Genomic DNA, 17,004 nt, shown 5'->3' with positions numbered 1-17,004 from the left:
TTTTGTGTGTAATTAATTTTATTAGGTAAATATGGTAACTAATTTTGGTTAAATTTAAGATAAGTAAAATATAATTAATTAGTTTAAAATTTAAGAAGGAAAATCAAATGAGTTTTTTTACAGCTGATATTTGTGATAATAACCCTCAAAAAGTAAATGTATTAGGACCAGATTTTAAATCATATGGTGGTTTAAATAAAGCATATGGTGAAATAATAACAGTAAAATTAGATAAAAATAACAATGATTTAATAAAACTATTAAAAAATATAAATGGAGAGGGTAAAGTTGTAGTTGTTGATGTTCAGATGCAATATTATGCTGTAGTTGGTGATAAGCTTACAAAATTTGCATATGATAATAAATATAATGCATTGGTTATAAATGGCTATGTAAGAGATATTCAAAATATAAAAAAATTCGATATTGCAATTTATGCAAAAGGAACATGTCCTAGAAAGTATGAAAAAGTACAAGCTGGTAAAATAGCTTGTGATTTGAATATTGATAATGTTGATATTCAAAATGGTGATTATATTTATATAGATAGTGATGGAATTGTAATAGCAAAGGAGAACCTAATATAATGTATTTATTTGGATATGGTTCATTGATAAATTTAAATAGTGCACAAAAGTCATTTAAAAGAAAAATTTCATATGAAGATTTGATTCCTGTAAAAATAAAGGGAATAAAAAAAGTATGGAATGCAATAGAAACTGTAGATTATGAAGATCAAAAAGAAGTAAACACAGTATTTTTAAATCTACAAAAAGATGAAAATTCTTATGCAAATGGTGCAGTAATTAAAATAACCAAAGAAGAATTGGAATTATTAAAATTAAGAGAAAAAAATTATTCAAATATTTTAATTGATAAATCTAATGTAATTGATAAGAAACTTGATGAAGATATAATTACTTTTATGACAATAAATGAAGAAAAAATTGCAAAACCTGGCGATACAAATTGTGTAATTGCTGCTAAGTATCTTGATATATTAAAAGATTCTTTTGAAAATTATGATGAACAATTTGTAAATGAGTATAAAGCTCAAACTTTAGAAAATTTGCCTTATTATGTAAAAAAAGGCACTTATAAATTTTCAGATCCAGTTCAAAATAGACTTGCAAAAGAGGGTGTTAATGAGTAAAAGTAATTGTAATATAATTACATCATCTTTAAATACTAGTACAAGAAAAACAAAACAAGATCCAATAGTTTCAAAAAATAGTGATGGTGTAAATATTACATATATTATTACTGATACTATAGATGACTTTGAAGTATCTTTAACAAAAGTATGTAAAAATTCAACTTCTTTATATAATTTTACAAAAAGAGTATTCTCTTTTATATTTTCAATTGTTTCTGTTCTAGTTATTATGTTTGCAATTATTTCAGCTTCAATATATGAAGATATATCAAAAAAGATACTTTTTGAAATGCCTTTTGAGTGGAGTGTAAATGATACTATCTCTTTATTTTTTGTAGGTTTATTTTTTATTGGTCTTGTGATGATGCCTTCTATTTTAGATGGTGAGAGTTCACAATTTAAAGAGTTTTTATTATCATGGTTTAATAAAGATGCTAGAAGATTAAAAAGAGTTTCAATTATTTTAAGTTCACTAGATAGTAAAACAAAAATAAATATTTATAATGCAGATTTATTAGATACTCAACATTGGCTTTGGAAAATTGTAATTAGTTCAATTCTAAAAAGATTTGTCATAGTAAATTTTTATGTTAGAAATGATCAAATAAAACAAGTGAGTAAAAAATTAAAAAATCTTGAATGTTTAAATATTCATATAAATAAATTAAAAAACTCTTTTGAAGATGATAAGGTTAGTTTATTATTATCAAGTAAAGAACAAAAACTATTTAAATTACTTCAATTAAGCTCATCTTTGATGATAAAGCAAGATTTAAATAAATTCATTTCTTTAGAACTATTTGAGTATTGTGGAAGAAACTTTTTAGAAGATACAAAGTCAAATACAAATCAACTTATTTCAGGATTTCAAAATTTTATAAATAGAAGTTTTGATGATTTTCATTTTTTAAAACAAGAAAAGTCATTTCAAATATATCTTACAAATAATGTTAAAGTAAATAATCTTGAAGATGAGCATAAAAGATTATCTTATCATTTGAGAAATCATATTGAAGAGTGTGTTAATAGCTTTACTAATCCTATATCTTTAATTATTTTGTACTATTACATAAAAGATGTAGTTTTAGATGAGAGAAGATATTTGATTATTTTAGAAAAATTTATTGATGCAGTTTATGAAAAGCAACATTATGAATTAATTGATCTTTATTGGTTTGATATTGCAAACATGATGTTTGATTCTTCTAATATTGATGATTTTGATACTACTAATAATTCTATTTATAGAAAAATATCAATTGATTCATTGAATAAATTAATCTTTTTATTTGAAAGAAATGGACATTTTAATCAAGCAATACTAATAGTAAAATATCTTTATGAAATAAATCCAAATAAATATTCAGTAAATTTATGCTCACTATATGAAAGAATGGGACAATTTGATAAAGCTTATGATAGTTTACCAGTATCTTTAGATTTAAATACAAATATAAAACCAAATGATTGTCAAGTTAGGTATTTTCAAAGAAAAGCTTGGATTATAGTAAGTCAAAGAAATAAAAACAAAAAGCAAGAGGGTTTATCTTGTATTAGAAGTTTAGAAGAGTTATTGTTTTCTCATAGTGAAGATAATGAGCCATTATGGCTTTGGCACTATTATAATATTAAAGCAAATTATGCAGAATGGGAACAAGATTATGAAAAAGCAATATCTTTTTATAAAAAATGTTTATCTATTCCTGCTCTAGGAGCCTTTGAATATGGAGCGACTTTTATAAATATGTCAATTGCTTATAGATTTATGTATTTAACTAACGGAATGAATAGTAATAGTATAATTGAAAAATCTATTAAATTAGGTTCAATTGGAGTAAATCTTAAATCTTCAGTTGGGGATAGGGATGAAATGCCTGTAGTTTTACATAATCAAGCATTAAATATTTTAACAAAAAAACAAATAAATAATAACGAACTTATAAAAGTAGAAAATATGACTGCACAGGGTATTAAAATATTAGATGAAACTTCATCTATAAAAAGATTGGGAATGTTATTAATTGAAAATATTATTTCAAAAATATTATTAAATAAAAATGTTGATAATGATATAAATAGAATTGAAAATCATTGGAAACTAATAGATAACAATGAATATGAACAGATAATTAATCTATACAAAATGATTTCAAAAAAGTATAAAATCGAATTTTTAGACAATATTATAAAAGGTAAAATATGAATATAAAAGCAGATACCATAAACTTAAGCGAAGGAACTATTGAAGAAAAAAGAGAAGAAATAAAAAGTTATTTCCTTCAAACATTTGAACTAGAAGATAAGTTATTTGATTTATTAAAAGATGAAAAATCAATCTATGAACAACCCAATAGATTAAGACATCCTTTGGTCTTTTATTATGGTCATACTGCTACATTTTTTATTAATAAACTTATGGTTAGTAAAATTATTAATAAAAGAATAAATGAAAAGTTTGAATATACGTTTGCAATTGGTGTAGATGAGATGAGCTGGGATGATTTAAGCAGTCAGCACTATGTTTGGCCAGAGTTTGATGAGGTAAAAAAATATAGAGAAGATGTTAAAAATTTAGTTCTTGATTTAATTGATAATATACAATTTACTATGCCAATAAATTGGGATAGTCCTATGTGGATTATTTTGATGGGAATAGAGCATCAAAATATACATATTGAGACATCTTCAGTATTATTAAGGGAGTTAGAAATATCTCATTTTATTGAAGAAGAACCTTTTTCTTATTGTACAAAATATAGTAAACAATATCCTCAAAATGAGTTAGTTGATGTAAAAGGTTCAGAAGTTGTTTTACAAAAAGATAGACAAAATCCTATTTATTATGGATGGGATAATGAGTTTTCTTATCACCGTTCAACAATTAAAGATTTTAAAGCTAGTAAATATCTTGTATCAAATGGTGAATTTTTAGAATTTGTTAAAGATGGTGGATACTCTAAATTGAACTATTTTTCAAAAGATGGATTAAAATGGCTTGATTTTACCCAAGCAAAAATGCCAACTTTTTGGATAAAAAAAGATAATGAATATTATTTAAGACAAATTAATAATATTGTACCTTTACCATTAAATTTTCCTGTGGATATAAATGTATATGAAGCAGAAGCTTTTTGTAAATATAAAAGTGAAAAATTAGGTTTTGAAGTAAGACTTCCAACTGAAGATGAATATTATAGACTATATGACTACACAAAAGCAGATGAAAAAGAATCTAATATTGGTTTAAGATATTTTAATCAAACTCCTGTTGATATGTATAAATTTGATGATTTTTATGATGTAGTTGGAAATGTTTGGCAATGGAGTATCACACCGATGTATCCATTTGATGAATTTGAAACACATAATGCATATGATGATTTCACAACACCAACTTTTGATGATAAACATGCTTTAATTAAGGGTGGTTCTTTTATCTCTTTAGGAAACGAAAAATTAAAAAGTGCTAGATATGCTTTTAGAAAACATTTCTTTCAACATGCAGGTTTTAGATATGTAAAATCTGATAATGAATATAGAACAAAATTAAATGATAATGTATATGAAACAGATGAGCTTATTTCTCAATATTGTGAATTTCATTATGGTGAAGAGTTTTTTAATGTAAAAAACTTTCCAAAACAATCTATTGAGTTATTAAAACCATATCTAGAAAATATGGATACAAAAAAAGCTCTAGATTTAGGTTGTTCAGTTGGTAGAAGTACTTTTGAATTAGCAAAAGTGTTCGATAATGTATTAGGAATTGATTTTAGTGCTAATTTTATTAATGTTGGGGTAAAACTTATAAAATATGATAATTTAACTTATAAAGTAAGAGTAGAGGGTGAATTATTTGATGAAAAAAGAGTGTCACTAGAAGATTTAGGGCTAGAAGATACTAAAAACAAAGTTGAGTTTATGCAAGGTGATGCTTGTAATTTAAAAGGACTATATAGTGGTTATGACTTGATATTTTGTTCAAATTTAATAGATAGATTGTATTATCCTCAAAAATTCTTAGAAGATATTCCAAATAGAGTCAATAATAATGGTTTATTAGTTCTTTTATCACCTTATACATGGTTAGAAGAGTATACTCCAAAAGATAATTGGTTAGGTGGTTTTTATAAAGATAATAAAGAAGTAAAAACTATTGATACATTAAAAGATAGTTTAAAAGATAGATTTGAATTAGTCGATTTAAAAGATGTTCCATTTGTAATAAAAGAAACTGCAAGAAAATTTCAACATAGTGTATCTCAAATGAGTATTTGGAGAAGAGTAGAAAAATAACAAATTTTCTCTCTTTTTCAATTATTGTCAAGTTTTAATTTATATTTAAATAAATTACTATAAAATAATGTTCTCAATTTCAAGGGCTATAAATGTTTAAAGACATAAAACTTAAGCTTATTTATTTAGGTGTTTTTTTTATTTTATTAAATTTAATTTATGCATTTAGCCATGAATATTTTATCAATAGATATGTGTCAATTGAAAAAATTCATAACAAAAAAAATATACGAAATTTAGTTAAAAATATTAGTTTAGAAACTCAATTTTTAAACTCTATTATTCAAACTTATAGTAAATGGGATAATGCATATTATTTTTTAAATGGAACTAACCCAAGTTTTGAAAAAAGAAATTTTAGAGATGCTAATGAGTTATTAAAAATGATCTCGATAGAGTTTTTAAATTATACAAATTCTGACAATATTACAATGCTATCATGTTCAAAAAAAAGTGACACAATAGATGAACTTTTTGAAAAAACAAAAAAGATTCTAAAAAATAAACCAGAAGCTTCTTTAATTTTATCGTTTAAAGGGAATATTTATTATATTATCAAAGCAGAAGTTAAAAAAACTGATAAAATAGGAAAAAGTGTAGGGTATTTATATTCTGCAAAACTATTAAATAAATCAATTAATTCATATATAAACACAACTTTTCAATTTATACAAGTTCAATATAATAAATTGAATGATATTGAAGATATAATGAAAACTGAAAATTTGTTAGTTAAATATAAAATTGTATATACTGATAGTTTTATTATTAATTATTTAGAGGTACGAGATTTAAAAAATAGATATATTACAACACTTAAAGTATCAAATTATCGTGATTTTATAGTACAAATAAAGAATACAACTTTTATATTTAATATAATAATATTAATAGTTCTTGCTATTATATTTTATCTATCTTATAGACATCAAATTGTAATAAGAATATATACAAAAAAGTTAGAAAAAGATGTTGAAAGAAGAACAAAAGAGTTAAAACAATCAAATAAAGAATTACATGAATTAGCATATAAAGATTTTTTAACAAAAATTGACAATAGAAGAAGTTTTTTTATAAAAGTTCAAAAAATATTAAAAGATACACTTTTTAGAAGAGATTTAGTGCATATTGTAATGATAGATATTGATAATTTTAAATATATAAATGATAAACATGGACATGATGTTGGAGACGTAGTTTTAAAAAAATTCGCATCAATACTTCAAAAATATCTTTCACATAACGATATATGTGCAAGAATTGGTGGAGAAGAATTTGTTATTGCTTTTTCTAATATTGAAACAAATGAGGTATTACAAATAGTTGAAAAAATAAGAGAAGAGACTCAAAATTGTAAAGTATTACTTAATAAAGATAATTATTTGAATTTTACTGCTAGTTTTGGTATTAGTGACAATAGACAGACAAATAATATAGATAAAATTCTTCATAAAGCAGATTTATATTTATATGAGGTAAAACAAAGTGGTAAAAATAAAATAAGATATAGAAAATAAATAATTAAATTTATTATTTATTTGTTATACTACTTCTATGAAAATAGAAGCTTTACCTTTACTGCAAACTAAAAAAGAATTTTTATATCTTTGTTTATTTTTAACTACTCTTTTTATATTTAATTTAATGCATGATTATTATAAATATAAAAATCTGATAGTTGATGATATATTTGAAACAAAAGCAATAATATTAAATATATATAAAAAGAGTAATTATAATATTTTAAAATTACAAACGAATGATTTTATTTTTTACACAAAAAGTAATAACATTTATTTAAAGCAAGATTTAGTAAGAGTTTTATTTATTAGTAAATATATAACTTTTTATCAGTATCTAAAAGGTTTTTTTGCAAAATCACTTTTCATTACAAAATTAGAAAAGAAAAGTACATTTAAAACATATCTAGTTTCAAAAATAGATAAACAACATTCAAATATATATATTAAAGAGCTATTTGAAGCAATTTTTTTAGCTATTCCCACTTCAAGTGATTTAAGAGAATTCTTTTCAAAATTTGCAATTTCTCATCTTATTGCCATTTCTGGTTTTCATTTGAGTCTGTTTTGTTTATTTATCTATTATATTTTCTTTGCTTTTTATACCCCTATTCATAAAAAATTTTATAATCACAGAAATAAAAAGTTTGATTTACTTTTTATTTGTGTATTTTTTTTATTTTTCTATTTGGTGATTATTGATTTTATTCCATCTTTTTTTAGAGCATTTTTAATGTTTGTATTTGGAATCTTATTTTTAAGATCAAATATTAAAATATTATCTTTTAATACTCTTGTTTTTACTTTAATTTTAATAATATCAATTTTCCCAAAATATATATTTTCTTTATCTCTTTGGTTTTCTATAATTGGTGTGTTTTATGTCTATTTATTTTTGAATTATTTTAAAAACTTACCAAAAGTAGTTTTGTTGTTATTTTTTAATATTTGGATATTCTTGGCTATGAATCCTGTTGTTCATTATTTTTTTAGTACAACTTCTTATATGCAATTATTCTCGTTTATTATTACACTTGGTTTTACTATTTTTTATCCATTGTTATTATTTCTTCATTTTTTAGGATTTGGTGGTGTTTTTGATGATTATTTGTTAAAAATATTTTCATTAAATATTAATAGTTATGAAGTTAGCGTAAATTTTAGTTTTTTAGTTTTTTACTTTTTAATATCATTGTTATCTGTTTACAAAAAGATATTTTTTATAATTTTAAATATTTTGATAGCTTTGTTTTTTCTTTATACTTATATATAAAGGCAATTGCCTTTATATATATTTAAAATAACCTAAAACACCTAATTTGTTTAATAATAAAATAGTAATTGCAATTGGTACTAAAAATTTAATTAAAAAATACCAAATATTAAAGAATGTTTCAGATACATGTGCTGTGAAGATTCTATGTAATAAATCTTTATCAACAAAATAACCTAAAAATACACAAGTTAAAATTGCTGCAAGTGGCATCATAACTGATGATGTAACAAAATCCATCCAATTAAATGCATTTTTCCCAAATGCAGTTAACATTGGTTTAAACTCTCCTGTCATTGAAAGTAGGGCAATAATACCAAATACATAGAAAAAAGTACCACAAATAACAGTTGCTTTTGTTCTTGTCATACCAAATCTATCAGTGAAGAATTTTAGTGATGGTTCAATCATAGAAACAGCAGATGTAATTCCTGCAAATACAAGTGCAATAAAAAATGCAAGTGAAATAAAATGACCTAATACTCCCCATCCAGAGAAAATTACAGGTAAAGATATAAATACAAGTCCTGGACCATCAGTACTTTTTGCTCCCGCTTCAAAAAGAAAAGAGAATATAATTAAACCAGCAACAATTGCAATTGTTGTATCAACGATTGCAACCATAATTGAAGATTTAACAAAATTTACTCTTCTTGGTAATGAAGCTGAATATGTTAAAATTGTACCAACACCTAAAGATAGTGTAAAGAAAGCTTGTCCTAATGCTGCAAGTAATGCATCACCATCAATTTTACTCCAATCAGGATAAAACATGAATGTAACTGCTTGAGAAAAACTATCTAAAGTTAAAGCATAAATTAATAAACCTATTAAAATAATTGCTAATAATGGCATTAAAATTAAATTTATTCTTTCGATACCTGCTTTAATTCCTTTTAGAACAATAAAAATTACAGTTCCAGCAATTATTGTATGAAAAATAATTTGTCCTACAATATTTTTACCAAGTAAATCACCAAAAGCTTTTTCTGCAACTTCAGGTGTTGTTGGTAAGTCACCAAAAGAAGTAAAAATATAGTTTAAAATCCAGCCTAATACTACAGAGTAAAAAGAAAGAATTAATAAACCTGCAATAACCACTAATCCTGTGAATTTCCAATTTTTATTTTTTGATTTTGAAGTCTTAATAAATGCAGTTGCAATATCTGCTTGTGCATTTTGTCCAATTACCGCTTCTGCTAAAAATACAGATAAACCAATAAATACAATTGCAAGTAGATATACTAAAACAAATGCACCCCCACCATATTCTCCTGTAATATATGGAAACTTCCATATATTACCTAACCCAACAGCCGAGCCAGCAGCTGCCAAAATAAAACCTATTCTTGAAAAATGATTCAAAATCTACCCTTGTGTTTTTTTTAAGTTTAGTATTATAAAGAAAAGTAAATGAAATTTATATGAAATTAATATGAATATAAGCAGTATTAGATAATAAAGTACAATTCTTTATTATCTAATTTGACAAAGGTTATTAAAAAGAAGATAAAACTTTATCTAATGTATATTTTAAATCTTCATCCAAGTCTAAATTTGATCGCATCCAATTTAGGTAACCTGTATCTTCTTTTGCTACTTCAACTACATCTTTACCCTTATATTTACCAAACTTAAAAGTTGTGATAAAAACAGGAGTTTTTGTAAGTTCAGCAAGTTTTTCCATCGGATTATAATCTGGATATTGCTTTCTACATTCAGTAACCAATTTCGATAAAAATAATTTCATCACTAATACATCACCAATAGCATCATGTGCTTTTATTATAATATCATGTTTTTGAGCTTCTTGTTTTTCATTTCTGTATAATTCTAATGCATATCTTAAATATTGTAATCTATGATAAGGTAATTGAGGAAATAAATGTTTTGCACATCTTAATGTATCTATTAGTTGGTACTTATTTTCAAAACCTTCTTTTTGAATCATTCCTAAATCAAAATTAATATTATGTGCTATTAAATAGTTATTTTCATTATTAAGTTCAAGAAGTTTTTTATAAAATGTAGTTTCAATAGCTTTTGGTTTTCCTTCTATTAAATCAGGAGTAATATTATGAACTTCCATCGCTTCAAGTTTAATTGGTTCATCACTATGGCATAATTCATCATAACAAGTTAAATTTCCATTTTGTTCTACAATCATTGCTCCAAATTGAATTATTCTATCTTCTTCTTGATTTCCAGTTGTTTCTGTGTCAAATAGTACGTAAGTTGGCATATAGTTCGTCCTTAAATTATTAGCATTCCATCACCATAAGAGTAAAATCTATACTTTTGTTTGATGGCTTCTTCATATATTTCTAGTGTTTTTTCTAATCCTACAAATGAGGCAATTAACATTATTAAAGTTGATTTTGGTAAGTGAAAATTTGTTAATAAATGATCAACTTTTATAGGTGTATTTGATGGATTTAAAAAAAGATCGCACTCACCTTGAATTTTATTTGTTCTTGCATAATACTCAACAGTTCTAGTAACAGTTGTACCCACTGCTAAAACTTTTTTTGCATTATCTAAAGATCCTTTTGCTTTTGCAGATATCTCAAAATATTCACTATGCATAGGATGATTTAAAATATCTTCAACATCAACAGGTTTAAAAGTTCCAGCACCTACATGTAAAGTTAGATAATCAATGCTAAATTTATCTTCTAAATCTTTTAATAATTTAGGAGTAAAGTGTAGTGAAGCAGTTGGTGCTGCAACAGCTCCATAGTTTTTTGCAAATAGTGTTTGATAGTTTTGGTTATCTTCTTCTTTATCTTCTCTATTCATATAAGGAGGTAAAGGTAGATGTCCTATTTTATTTAGAATTTCAACTAATTGTAAAAATTCTAACTCTTTTTCATTTTCATAAAATTTTACAACTCTTGTTCCATCTTCATTTACTTCTACTACTTCTGCTTTTAAATTATGTTCAAAATCTAAAATTGTACCAATTTTTACTTTTCCTCTTATCATTACTAAAAATCTATTCATAAATAAAGGTTTGTTTAAAAGTAGTTCAATTTTTCCACCACTACTTTTTGTTCCAAATATTCTTGCTTTAATAACTTTTGTATCATTTAAGAAAATTGAAACATTATCAGGTATAAAGTCAAGTAAATTTTTGAAAGTTGTATGAATTATTTTGTCATTTTTTCTATCATAAACCAGAAGTCTAGCGCTATCTGCTGGACTTACTGGTTGAGTGGCTATAAGTTCTTTTGGTAAGTGGTAATCATAGCTTGAAGTTTTTAGTGGGTCTAAATTATTTCTTTTCATTTTCCTCGTCTTCGTCTTTGTCATCATCATCTTCGTCATCATTTTCATCTTGCTCTTCATAATCTTCGTCATCATCATCATCTTCATCGTCGTCTTCGTCTTCATCAATTGCAGGATTAAATGCTTTTGCAATATATATTGAAACAATATAAAGTATGATAAGTGGTCCTGCCATTAAAAACTGTGTTAATACATCAGGAGGTGTTAATAGTGAAGCTACAATGAATATTATTACAACAGCATATTTAAAATAGTCTTTTAACATTCTATCATCAACTATTCCTATTTTTGCAAGGAAAAATGTAATAACAGGTAATTCAAATGCAATACCAAATCCAAATAATAATTTAGTAAAAAAACCTACGTATTTCCCAATACTTGGCAGTACAGTTACAACTGCTGAACCAAAGTTAATTAAAAACTCAAATCCATAAGGAATAACTACATAATAAGCAAATGCTCCACCAATAATAAACATCAAAGTTCCAAAAAATACAAATGGAAAAACTAATTTCTTTTCATGGTCATATAACCCAGGAGATAAAAATAGCCATAGTTGCCAAAATATAATAGGTAAAACTAAAATAAAACCAGAAAAAAAAGCAACTTTTAAAGCTGTGAAAAAAGTCTCTTGAACTTCTACTGCAACCATTTGTGAGTTTGCTGGCAATACAGCTTCAACAGGTACCATCATCCAATCTAAAATTGGTTCATAAAAGAAAAAACATATAAAAAAACCTGCAACCAAAGCAAGAACAGAAATTACAAGTCTTTTTCTAAGATCAGCAATATGTGGTTTTAAATCTTCAAGCATTAATCATTATCCTTTTTTGTTACTTCATCAAAATTAACTTTAAATTTATTAGAAGAGTCTTGTTCTTCTTGAGAAGTTTTATCTTCAATAATTTCTTCTTTTACTTTAGTTTCTTTTTTCTTTGATTTCTTTTTGGATTTTTCTTTTTTTAAAGATACTTTTTTATTTTCTTTTGAAGTATCTTCATCTTTCATAATATCATCTAATCCAAGATCGAAACTACCATTAACTGATGACTTAGCATCTTCAATTTGAGCTTTAAACTTATTTGCTTCTTCTCTCATATCTGATATATTTAATTCATTATCTAATGTTGATTTTGCGTCATCCAAACCTGATTTAAATTTTTTAATAAATCTCGCTATTTCTACCATTGCATTTGGCAATTTTTCAGGTCCCAATGCAATTATAGCTATTACTGCAACGAGTAATATTTCAAAAAAGCCCATTCCAAACATATAAATTCTCCAAATATTTATCTAATTAAAGAAAAGATTTTACCTAATTTTTGATAAAATCTCTCTATTATCAGAAAAATTTATTTAAAGGAAATTATTAATGAAGTTTATAGTTTTATTAATTATTGGTTTTATTCTATTTTTAATAGCAAAAAATTATAAAACAGAAAAATTTGCAAATATTAACTTAAATATAAAAGAAAAGTTTGATGGAGACTTGATGCAACATGAAGCAGGCCTTCTTGTAGCTCTTATGGCTAAAGTTGCAAAAGCAGATGGACAAGTAAGTGATTTAGAAGCGCAACTTTTAAAACACACTTTAAGTGATATTTCAAGACACTTTCAAAATGACGAAGAAATTAGAGAAAAATTAAAACAAATTTATAATAAAGAGAAAGCTTCTTTTGATAATACAATTGAAATTTGTAAAAATTTATACAAGTTGACAAGTAATAATTATGAAAAAAGAGTTAAAATTATGGAGTATTTATTAAATCTTGCATTTATTGATGGAGATTTTTCAAATACTGAATTAATGATAACAGAAGATATATCTAATGCGCTTAAAATTAAAAGAGAGGATTTTGAGAGATTAGTAAATAATTTTGAGACGTTTTATAAACAACAAAAAGAGAATGAAACACTATCTTTAGAAAAAGCATATGAAATAATTGGCGCTTCTAGCAGTGATAGTGATAGTGAAGTTAAGAAAAAGTATAGAGCATTAGTAAAAAGACATCATCCCGATATTATTGCAGGGCAAGGTGCAAGTCAAAATATAATAGATGAAGCAACACAGAAACTTCAAGAAATAAATCAAGCATATGAACAAATAAAAGAATCAAGGGGAATATGACAAGGAGATATTATGGCAAAAAGCTTTCCTCACTCTTTTGAAGTTTGTAATTGTCACAAAGTTACATTAGGTGAGATAGTTTATGTAGTAAAAGAAAAAGGTGCAAAGTCTTTAGATGATTTAGCAAAGCTTACAGATGCTGGTACATGTTGTAAATGTTGTGTAGATGCAAGCTGTGATATTGGAGAAGAGAAAATGCAATTATATTTAACTCAAATTTTAAATAAGTTTAATAAATAATGGAAGAAAAAGAACAATTAATAGAAGAAATAAAAAAGTTAATAGTTATTAATAAAGAGGATAGTGTTGACATAAATCCAAACTTTTTACAATATTTTGAAATTGAAGAATTACAATCTATAAGAAATGATTTACAGGTTAAAAAAAGTAATATTTCAGAAACTAGTTTGGATTATTTAGACAAACTTTATGAAAAAACAAAAAAAGATAAGATATAATTATTATCAAAGGATAAAAATTGATAAACTGGAAAAACATTGAACAACAATTATTAAAGTTTTTAAGGGATGAAGTTGAAAAGACTGGTTTAAAAAAAGTAACAGTAGGTCTTTCTGGCGGATTGGATTCAGCGATTGTTGCAATCCTTTGTAAACAAGCTTTTGGAGAGAATATGAGTTGTGTTCTTATGCCTTCACAATTTTCTAGTAAAAGTAGCATTGATGACGCAAAAAAATTATGTGAAAAATTTGATATATCTTATGAAATAGTAGATATATCACCAATGATAAACGCATATATTAATAATATGAATGAAGATAAATTAAGAATAGGAAACTATTCAGCAAGAGTAAGAATGTCAGTTTTATATGATATTTCATCTAGAGATTCATCTATTGTAGTTGGAACATCAAATAAAAGTGAACTTTTATTGGGGTATGGAACAATTTTTGGTGATATAGCTTGTGCAATTAATCCTATTGGGCAAATGTATAAAAGTGATGAATATGATTTTGGTAAATATTTAGGTGTAATTGAAGAAGTCTTAACTAAAAAGCCAAGTGCTGATTTATGGGAAGGTCAAACTGATGAAGATGAACTTGGATATACATATAAACAAATGGATGATGTACTAAAACTTATGGTTGATGAAAAAAAATCTAAAGATGAGTTAATCTCTTTAGGAATTGAAGAAAAATTAATTGATATGTTAAATCATAAAATTAAATCAAACGAATTTAAAGGTAAATTACCTGTAATAGCAAAAATACAATGGAGTTAATATATGAAAGAGATCTCATTTTATAGTTCTTCTGTTAATGATGAAGAATTAAAACAAATTAAAACAGTATTAGATACTAATAATAAGAAAGAAGGCTTTAAAGTTTTAGAGCTTGAAGAAAATATGGCAAATTTTGTAGGTGCAAAACATGCAATAGCAACTTGTAACTCTACATCTGCAATACATTTAGCATTGAGTGCTATTAAATTAAAAAGAGGTGATAAGATACTTATGTCTGTAAACTCTTTTGTTAATATTCCTGAAGTAGTAAGACACTTTGATGCAGAACCAATTTTTATTGATATTAATAGTGAAGATATGAATATTGATTTAAATAAATTCGAAAAAGTATTAGAAGAGAATAAGTCTAAAAAATTAAGAGGTGCAATTATTTCTTTTGTTGCAGGTCAAACTCCTGATTTAGATAGATTATATGATATTTGTGAGAAATATAAAATAATTTTAATTGAAGATGCAACTGCTGCACTTGGTGTTACTTATAAAAATGATACAGTTGGTTCTTTAAGAGCTGATATGACTATTTTCTCTACAAATCCATCAAATGGTAAACATGCTCTTAGTAGATCAGGAATGATTGTTACAAATAATGAAGAAATCGCAAATACAGCAAGATTACTTAGAACACATGCAATTACAACAACATATGATGATTTTGGAAACTTAGATTATATTTATGATGTTGTAGACATAGGACACAAATATGATATGAGTGAACTTGATGCAGCATTTTCTCTTGCACAACTTCAAAAAACAAATAAGTTTATAAAAAGAAGAAGAGAAATAGCAAAGATTTATACTGAAAGATTATCAGGTGTTAAGCATGTATCAGTACCAAAAGCAAAAGAAGAACATGTATTTAATCACTTTATAATAAGAATTTCAAGAAATAGAGATGCTTTTGCAAGAGCATTAAAAGAAAGAGGAATTGCAACAGGATTACACTATATTCCTTTACATTTATTAAGTTATTATAAAAATAAGTATTCAATAAAAATTACTGAATTCCCAGCAGCTTTAACTTCTTATCAACAAATTTTATCTATTCCAATGTATCCTGCATTAACGGATGAAGAAGTAAATTACATTTGTGATAATATTATATCGATTGCTTCAGAGTGGATATAGATTGAGACAAAAGCTTTTTTTATGGGTAGAAGATTATCTCTTCTATCCAAACACTTTCCAAAAAATTATATCATTTCTTTTATTACCTTTTACTCTAATTTATTTAATTATAGTACTAATGAAAAGAGGATTTTCAAAACCTCAAAAATTTAATATTCCAATTATAAGTATAGGGAATTTAATTGTAGGTGGAAGTGGTAAAACTCCATTGACAATTGAATTAGCAAAAAAATATGAAAATGCTTGTGTAGTTTTAAGAGGATATGGTAGAACTTCAACAGGATTATATATTATATCTAAAAATGGAAAAATTTTAGAAGATATAAAAACAAGTGGTGATGAAGCAATGCTTCTTGCTAAATCTTTACCAAATGCGACAATTATTGTTAGTGAAAATAGAGTTGAAGCTATTAAAAAAGCACAAGAATTAGGTTGTAAAATAGTTTTTCTTGATGATGGATTTTCAAAGTATAATATTAATAAATTCGATATTTTAATTAGACCAAAAGATGAACCTACAAATATTTTTTGTCTTCCAAGTGGTGGATATCGAGAGCCAAAGATGTTTTATTCATTTGCTCAAATTCAGCTTCAAGAAGGAAAAGATTTTAAAAGATTTGTTTCATATAGTTTAAATGAAAAAAGAGTAAATGTTTTACCTCATAAGTTATTATTGGTAACGGCAATTTCTAAACCTAAAAGGTTATTAGATTATTTACCTAAAAATGTAGAAATTAAAGCTTTTGAAGATCATCATACCTTTACAAAAGATGATGTTGCTAAAATTAAAAAAGAGTATGCTGAATATGCAATTATTACAACACAAAAAGATTTTGTAAAATTGCAACAGTTTGCTTTAGAAAATATATATTTGATGGATTTAGAGTTAAAAATTGATTATGAAAAAGTGAATTTTAAACCATTAGATGATTATATAAATAGTTATAAAGGTTAATT

17 protein-coding genes are annotated in these 17,004 nt (G+C 24.9%); 12 read left to right on the top strand and 5 right to left on the bottom strand.

The window, feature by feature from the left end; translation table 11 throughout:
* The first annotated feature begins 107 nt into the window (after window positions 1–107).
* The 6 genes from CRU93_RS07305 (at window position 108) to CRU93_RS07280 (ending at window position 8,245) form a co-directional block, all read left to right on the top strand.
* The gene (locus CRU93_RS07305) at window positions 108–587 is read left to right on the top strand and encodes an S-adenosylmethionine--2-demethylmenaquinone methyltransferase (protein ID WP_129103536.1); all 480 of its coding nucleotides are present in this window, start codon (window positions 108–110) and stop codon (window positions 585–587) included.
* On the top strand, window positions 587–1,153 hold the full coding sequence (locus CRU93_RS07300; protein ID WP_129103535.1) for a gamma-glutamylcyclotransferase: 567 nt from the start codon (window positions 587–589) through the stop codon (window positions 1,151–1,153). The genes CRU93_RS07305 and CRU93_RS07300 overlap by 1 nt, the downstream gene beginning before the upstream one ends.
* Window positions 1,146–3,359, top strand: coding sequence for a lipopolysaccharide assembly protein LapB (locus CRU93_RS07295; RefSeq protein WP_129103534.1), 2,214 nt, complete (start codon window positions 1,146–1,148; stop codon window positions 3,357–3,359). The genes CRU93_RS07300 and CRU93_RS07295 overlap by 8 nt, the downstream gene beginning before the upstream one ends.
* Window positions 3,356–5,452, top strand: a complete 2,097-nt coding sequence (gene ovoA, locus CRU93_RS07290; protein WP_129103533.1) for a 5-histidylcysteine sulfoxide synthase — start codon at window positions 3,356–3,358, stop codon at window positions 5,450–5,452. Before CRU93_RS07295 ends, ovoA begins: the two co-directional genes overlap by 4 nt.
* A 92-nt stretch (window positions 5,453–5,544) precedes the next feature.
* Window positions 5,545–6,969, top strand: coding sequence for a diguanylate cyclase (locus CRU93_RS07285; RefSeq protein ID WP_129103532.1), 1,425 nt, complete (start codon window positions 5,545–5,547; stop codon window positions 6,967–6,969).
* A gap of 37 nt (window positions 6,970–7,006) precedes the next feature.
* Window positions 7,007–8,245 carry a ComEC/Rec2 family competence protein gene (locus CRU93_RS07280; RefSeq protein WP_129103531.1) on the top strand — a complete coding sequence of 413 codons (1,239 nt, stop codon included), beginning with the start codon at window positions 7,007–7,009 and terminating at the stop codon, window positions 8,243–8,245.
* 12 nt (window positions 8,246–8,257) lie between these two features.
* On the opposite strand, the gene CRU93_RS07275 is transcribed toward CRU93_RS07280, so the two are convergent.
* From CRU93_RS07275 to tatB, 5 genes are all read right to left on the bottom strand, one after another.
* Window positions 8,258–9,610, bottom strand: coding sequence for a sodium-dependent transporter (locus CRU93_RS07275; protein ID WP_129103530.1), 1,353 nt, complete (start codon window positions 9,608–9,610; stop codon window positions 8,258–8,260).
* A gap of 133 nt (window positions 9,611–9,743) precedes the next feature.
* Window positions 9,744–10,487 carry a 3'-5' exonuclease gene (locus CRU93_RS07270; RefSeq protein WP_129103529.1) on the bottom strand — a complete coding sequence of 248 codons (744 nt, stop codon included), beginning with the start codon at window positions 10,485–10,487 and terminating at the stop codon, window positions 9,744–9,746.
* Between the two features lie 11 nt (window positions 10,488–10,498).
* On the bottom strand, window positions 10,499–11,533 hold the full coding sequence (queA, locus tag CRU93_RS07265; protein WP_129103556.1) for a tRNA preQ1(34) S-adenosylmethionine ribosyltransferase-isomerase QueA: 1,035 nt from the start codon (window positions 11,531–11,533) through the stop codon (window positions 10,499–10,501).
* Window positions 11,520–12,347, bottom strand: coding sequence for a twin-arginine translocase subunit TatC (gene tatC / locus CRU93_RS07260; protein WP_129103528.1), 828 nt, complete (start codon window positions 12,345–12,347; stop codon window positions 11,520–11,522). The genes queA and tatC overlap by 14 nt, the downstream gene beginning before the upstream one ends.
* Window positions 12,347–12,805, bottom strand: coding sequence for a Sec-independent protein translocase protein TatB (tatB, locus tag CRU93_RS07255; RefSeq protein WP_129103527.1), 459 nt, complete (start codon window positions 12,803–12,805; stop codon window positions 12,347–12,349). The genes tatC and tatB overlap by 1 nt, the downstream gene beginning before the upstream one ends.
* A gap of 100 nt (window positions 12,806–12,905) precedes the next feature.
* Here tatB and CRU93_RS07250 point away from each other — a divergent pair, with 100 nt between their 5' ends.
* The 6 genes from CRU93_RS07250 to CRU93_RS07225 are packed head-to-tail and all read left to right on the top strand — an operon-like array spanning window position 12,906 to window position 17,002.
* Window positions 12,906–13,661 (top strand): TerB family tellurite resistance protein, encoded by a 756-nt coding sequence (locus tag CRU93_RS07250; RefSeq protein WP_129103526.1) that lies wholly within the window; start codon window positions 12,906–12,908, stop codon window positions 13,659–13,661.
* Window positions 13,662–13,673: 12 nt separating this feature from the next.
* Entirely contained in the window at window positions 13,674–13,901 is a 228-nt protein-coding gene (locus CRU93_RS07245; RefSeq protein WP_129103525.1) for a (2Fe-2S)-binding protein, read from the top strand.
* Entirely contained in the window at window positions 13,901–14,119 is a 219-nt protein-coding gene (locus CRU93_RS07240; RefSeq protein WP_129103524.1) for a hypothetical protein, read from the top strand. Before CRU93_RS07245 ends, CRU93_RS07240 begins: the two co-directional genes overlap by 1 nt.
* Window positions 14,120–14,139: 20 nt before the next feature.
* Entirely contained in the window at window positions 14,140–14,901 is a 762-nt protein-coding gene (locus CRU93_RS07235) for an NAD+ synthase (RefSeq protein WP_129103523.1), read from the top strand.
* 3 nt (window positions 14,902–14,904) lie between these two features.
* Window positions 14,905–16,047, top strand: a complete 1,143-nt coding sequence (locus CRU93_RS07230; RefSeq protein WP_129103522.1) for a DegT/DnrJ/EryC1/StrS aminotransferase family protein — start codon at window positions 14,905–14,907, stop codon at window positions 16,045–16,047.
* On the top strand, window positions 16,010–17,002 hold the full coding sequence (locus CRU93_RS07225; RefSeq protein ID WP_309109278.1) for a tetraacyldisaccharide 4'-kinase: 993 nt from the start codon (window positions 16,010–16,012) through the stop codon (window positions 17,000–17,002). The genes CRU93_RS07230 and CRU93_RS07225 overlap by 38 nt, the downstream gene beginning before the upstream one ends.
* The last annotated feature ends 2 nt before the right edge of the window (window positions 17,003–17,004 follow it).

Origin of the sequence: Arcobacter sp. CECT 8985 (assembly GCF_004116495.1) — a bacterium.
Classification (GTDB): Bacteria; Campylobacterota; Campylobacteria; order Campylobacterales; family Arcobacteraceae; genus Malaciobacter.
Note: the sequence above shows the minus strand (reverse complement) of the source record. Positions and strands in the feature narration are given on the sequence as shown.

Excerpts from the sequence above, each read along its gene's own strand:
- ovoA (WP_129103533.1), top strand. The coding sequence starts at position 3,356 with ATGAATATAAAAGCAGATACCATAAACTTAAGCGAAGGAACTATTGAA.
- CRU93_RS07280 (WP_129103531.1), top strand. The coding sequence starts at position 7,007 with ATGAAAATAGAAGCTTTACCTTTACTGCAAACTAAAAAAGAATTTTTA.
- CRU93_RS07250 (WP_129103526.1), top strand. The coding sequence starts at position 12,906 with ATGAAGTTTATAGTTTTATTAATTATTGGTTTTATTCTATTTTTAATA.
- CRU93_RS07240 (WP_129103524.1), top strand. The coding sequence starts at position 13,901 with ATGGAAGAAAAAGAACAATTAATAGAAGAAATAAAAAAGTTAATAGTT.
- tatB (WP_129103527.1), bottom strand. The coding sequence starts at position 12,805 with ATGTTTGGAATGGGCTTTTTTGAAATATTACTCGTTGCAGTAATAGCT.
- queA (WP_129103556.1), bottom strand. The coding sequence starts at position 11,533 with ATGAAAAGAAATAATTTAGACCCACTAAAAACTTCAAGCTATGATTAC.
- CRU93_RS07230 (WP_129103522.1), top strand. The coding sequence starts at position 14,905 with ATGAAAGAGATCTCATTTTATAGTTCTTCTGTTAATGATGAAGAATTA.
- tatC (WP_129103528.1), bottom strand. The coding sequence starts at position 12,347 with ATGCTTGAAGATTTAAAACCACATATTGCTGATCTTAGAAAAAGACTT.
- CRU93_RS07300 (WP_129103535.1), top strand. The coding sequence starts at position 587 with ATGTATTTATTTGGATATGGTTCATTGATAAATTTAAATAGTGCACAA.
- CRU93_RS07245 (WP_129103525.1), top strand. The coding sequence starts at position 13,674 with ATGGCAAAAAGCTTTCCTCACTCTTTTGAAGTTTGTAATTGTCACAAA.
- CRU93_RS07285 (WP_129103532.1), top strand. The coding sequence starts at position 5,545 with ATGTTTAAAGACATAAAACTTAAGCTTATTTATTTAGGTGTTTTTTTT.
- CRU93_RS07305 (WP_129103536.1), top strand. The coding sequence starts at position 108 with ATGAGTTTTTTTACAGCTGATATTTGTGATAATAACCCTCAAAAAGTA.
- CRU93_RS07270 (WP_129103529.1), bottom strand. The coding sequence starts at position 10,487 with ATGCCAACTTACGTACTATTTGACACAGAAACAACTGGAAATCAAGAA.
- CRU93_RS07295 (WP_129103534.1), top strand. The coding sequence starts at position 1,146 with ATGAGTAAAAGTAATTGTAATATAATTACATCATCTTTAAATACTAGT.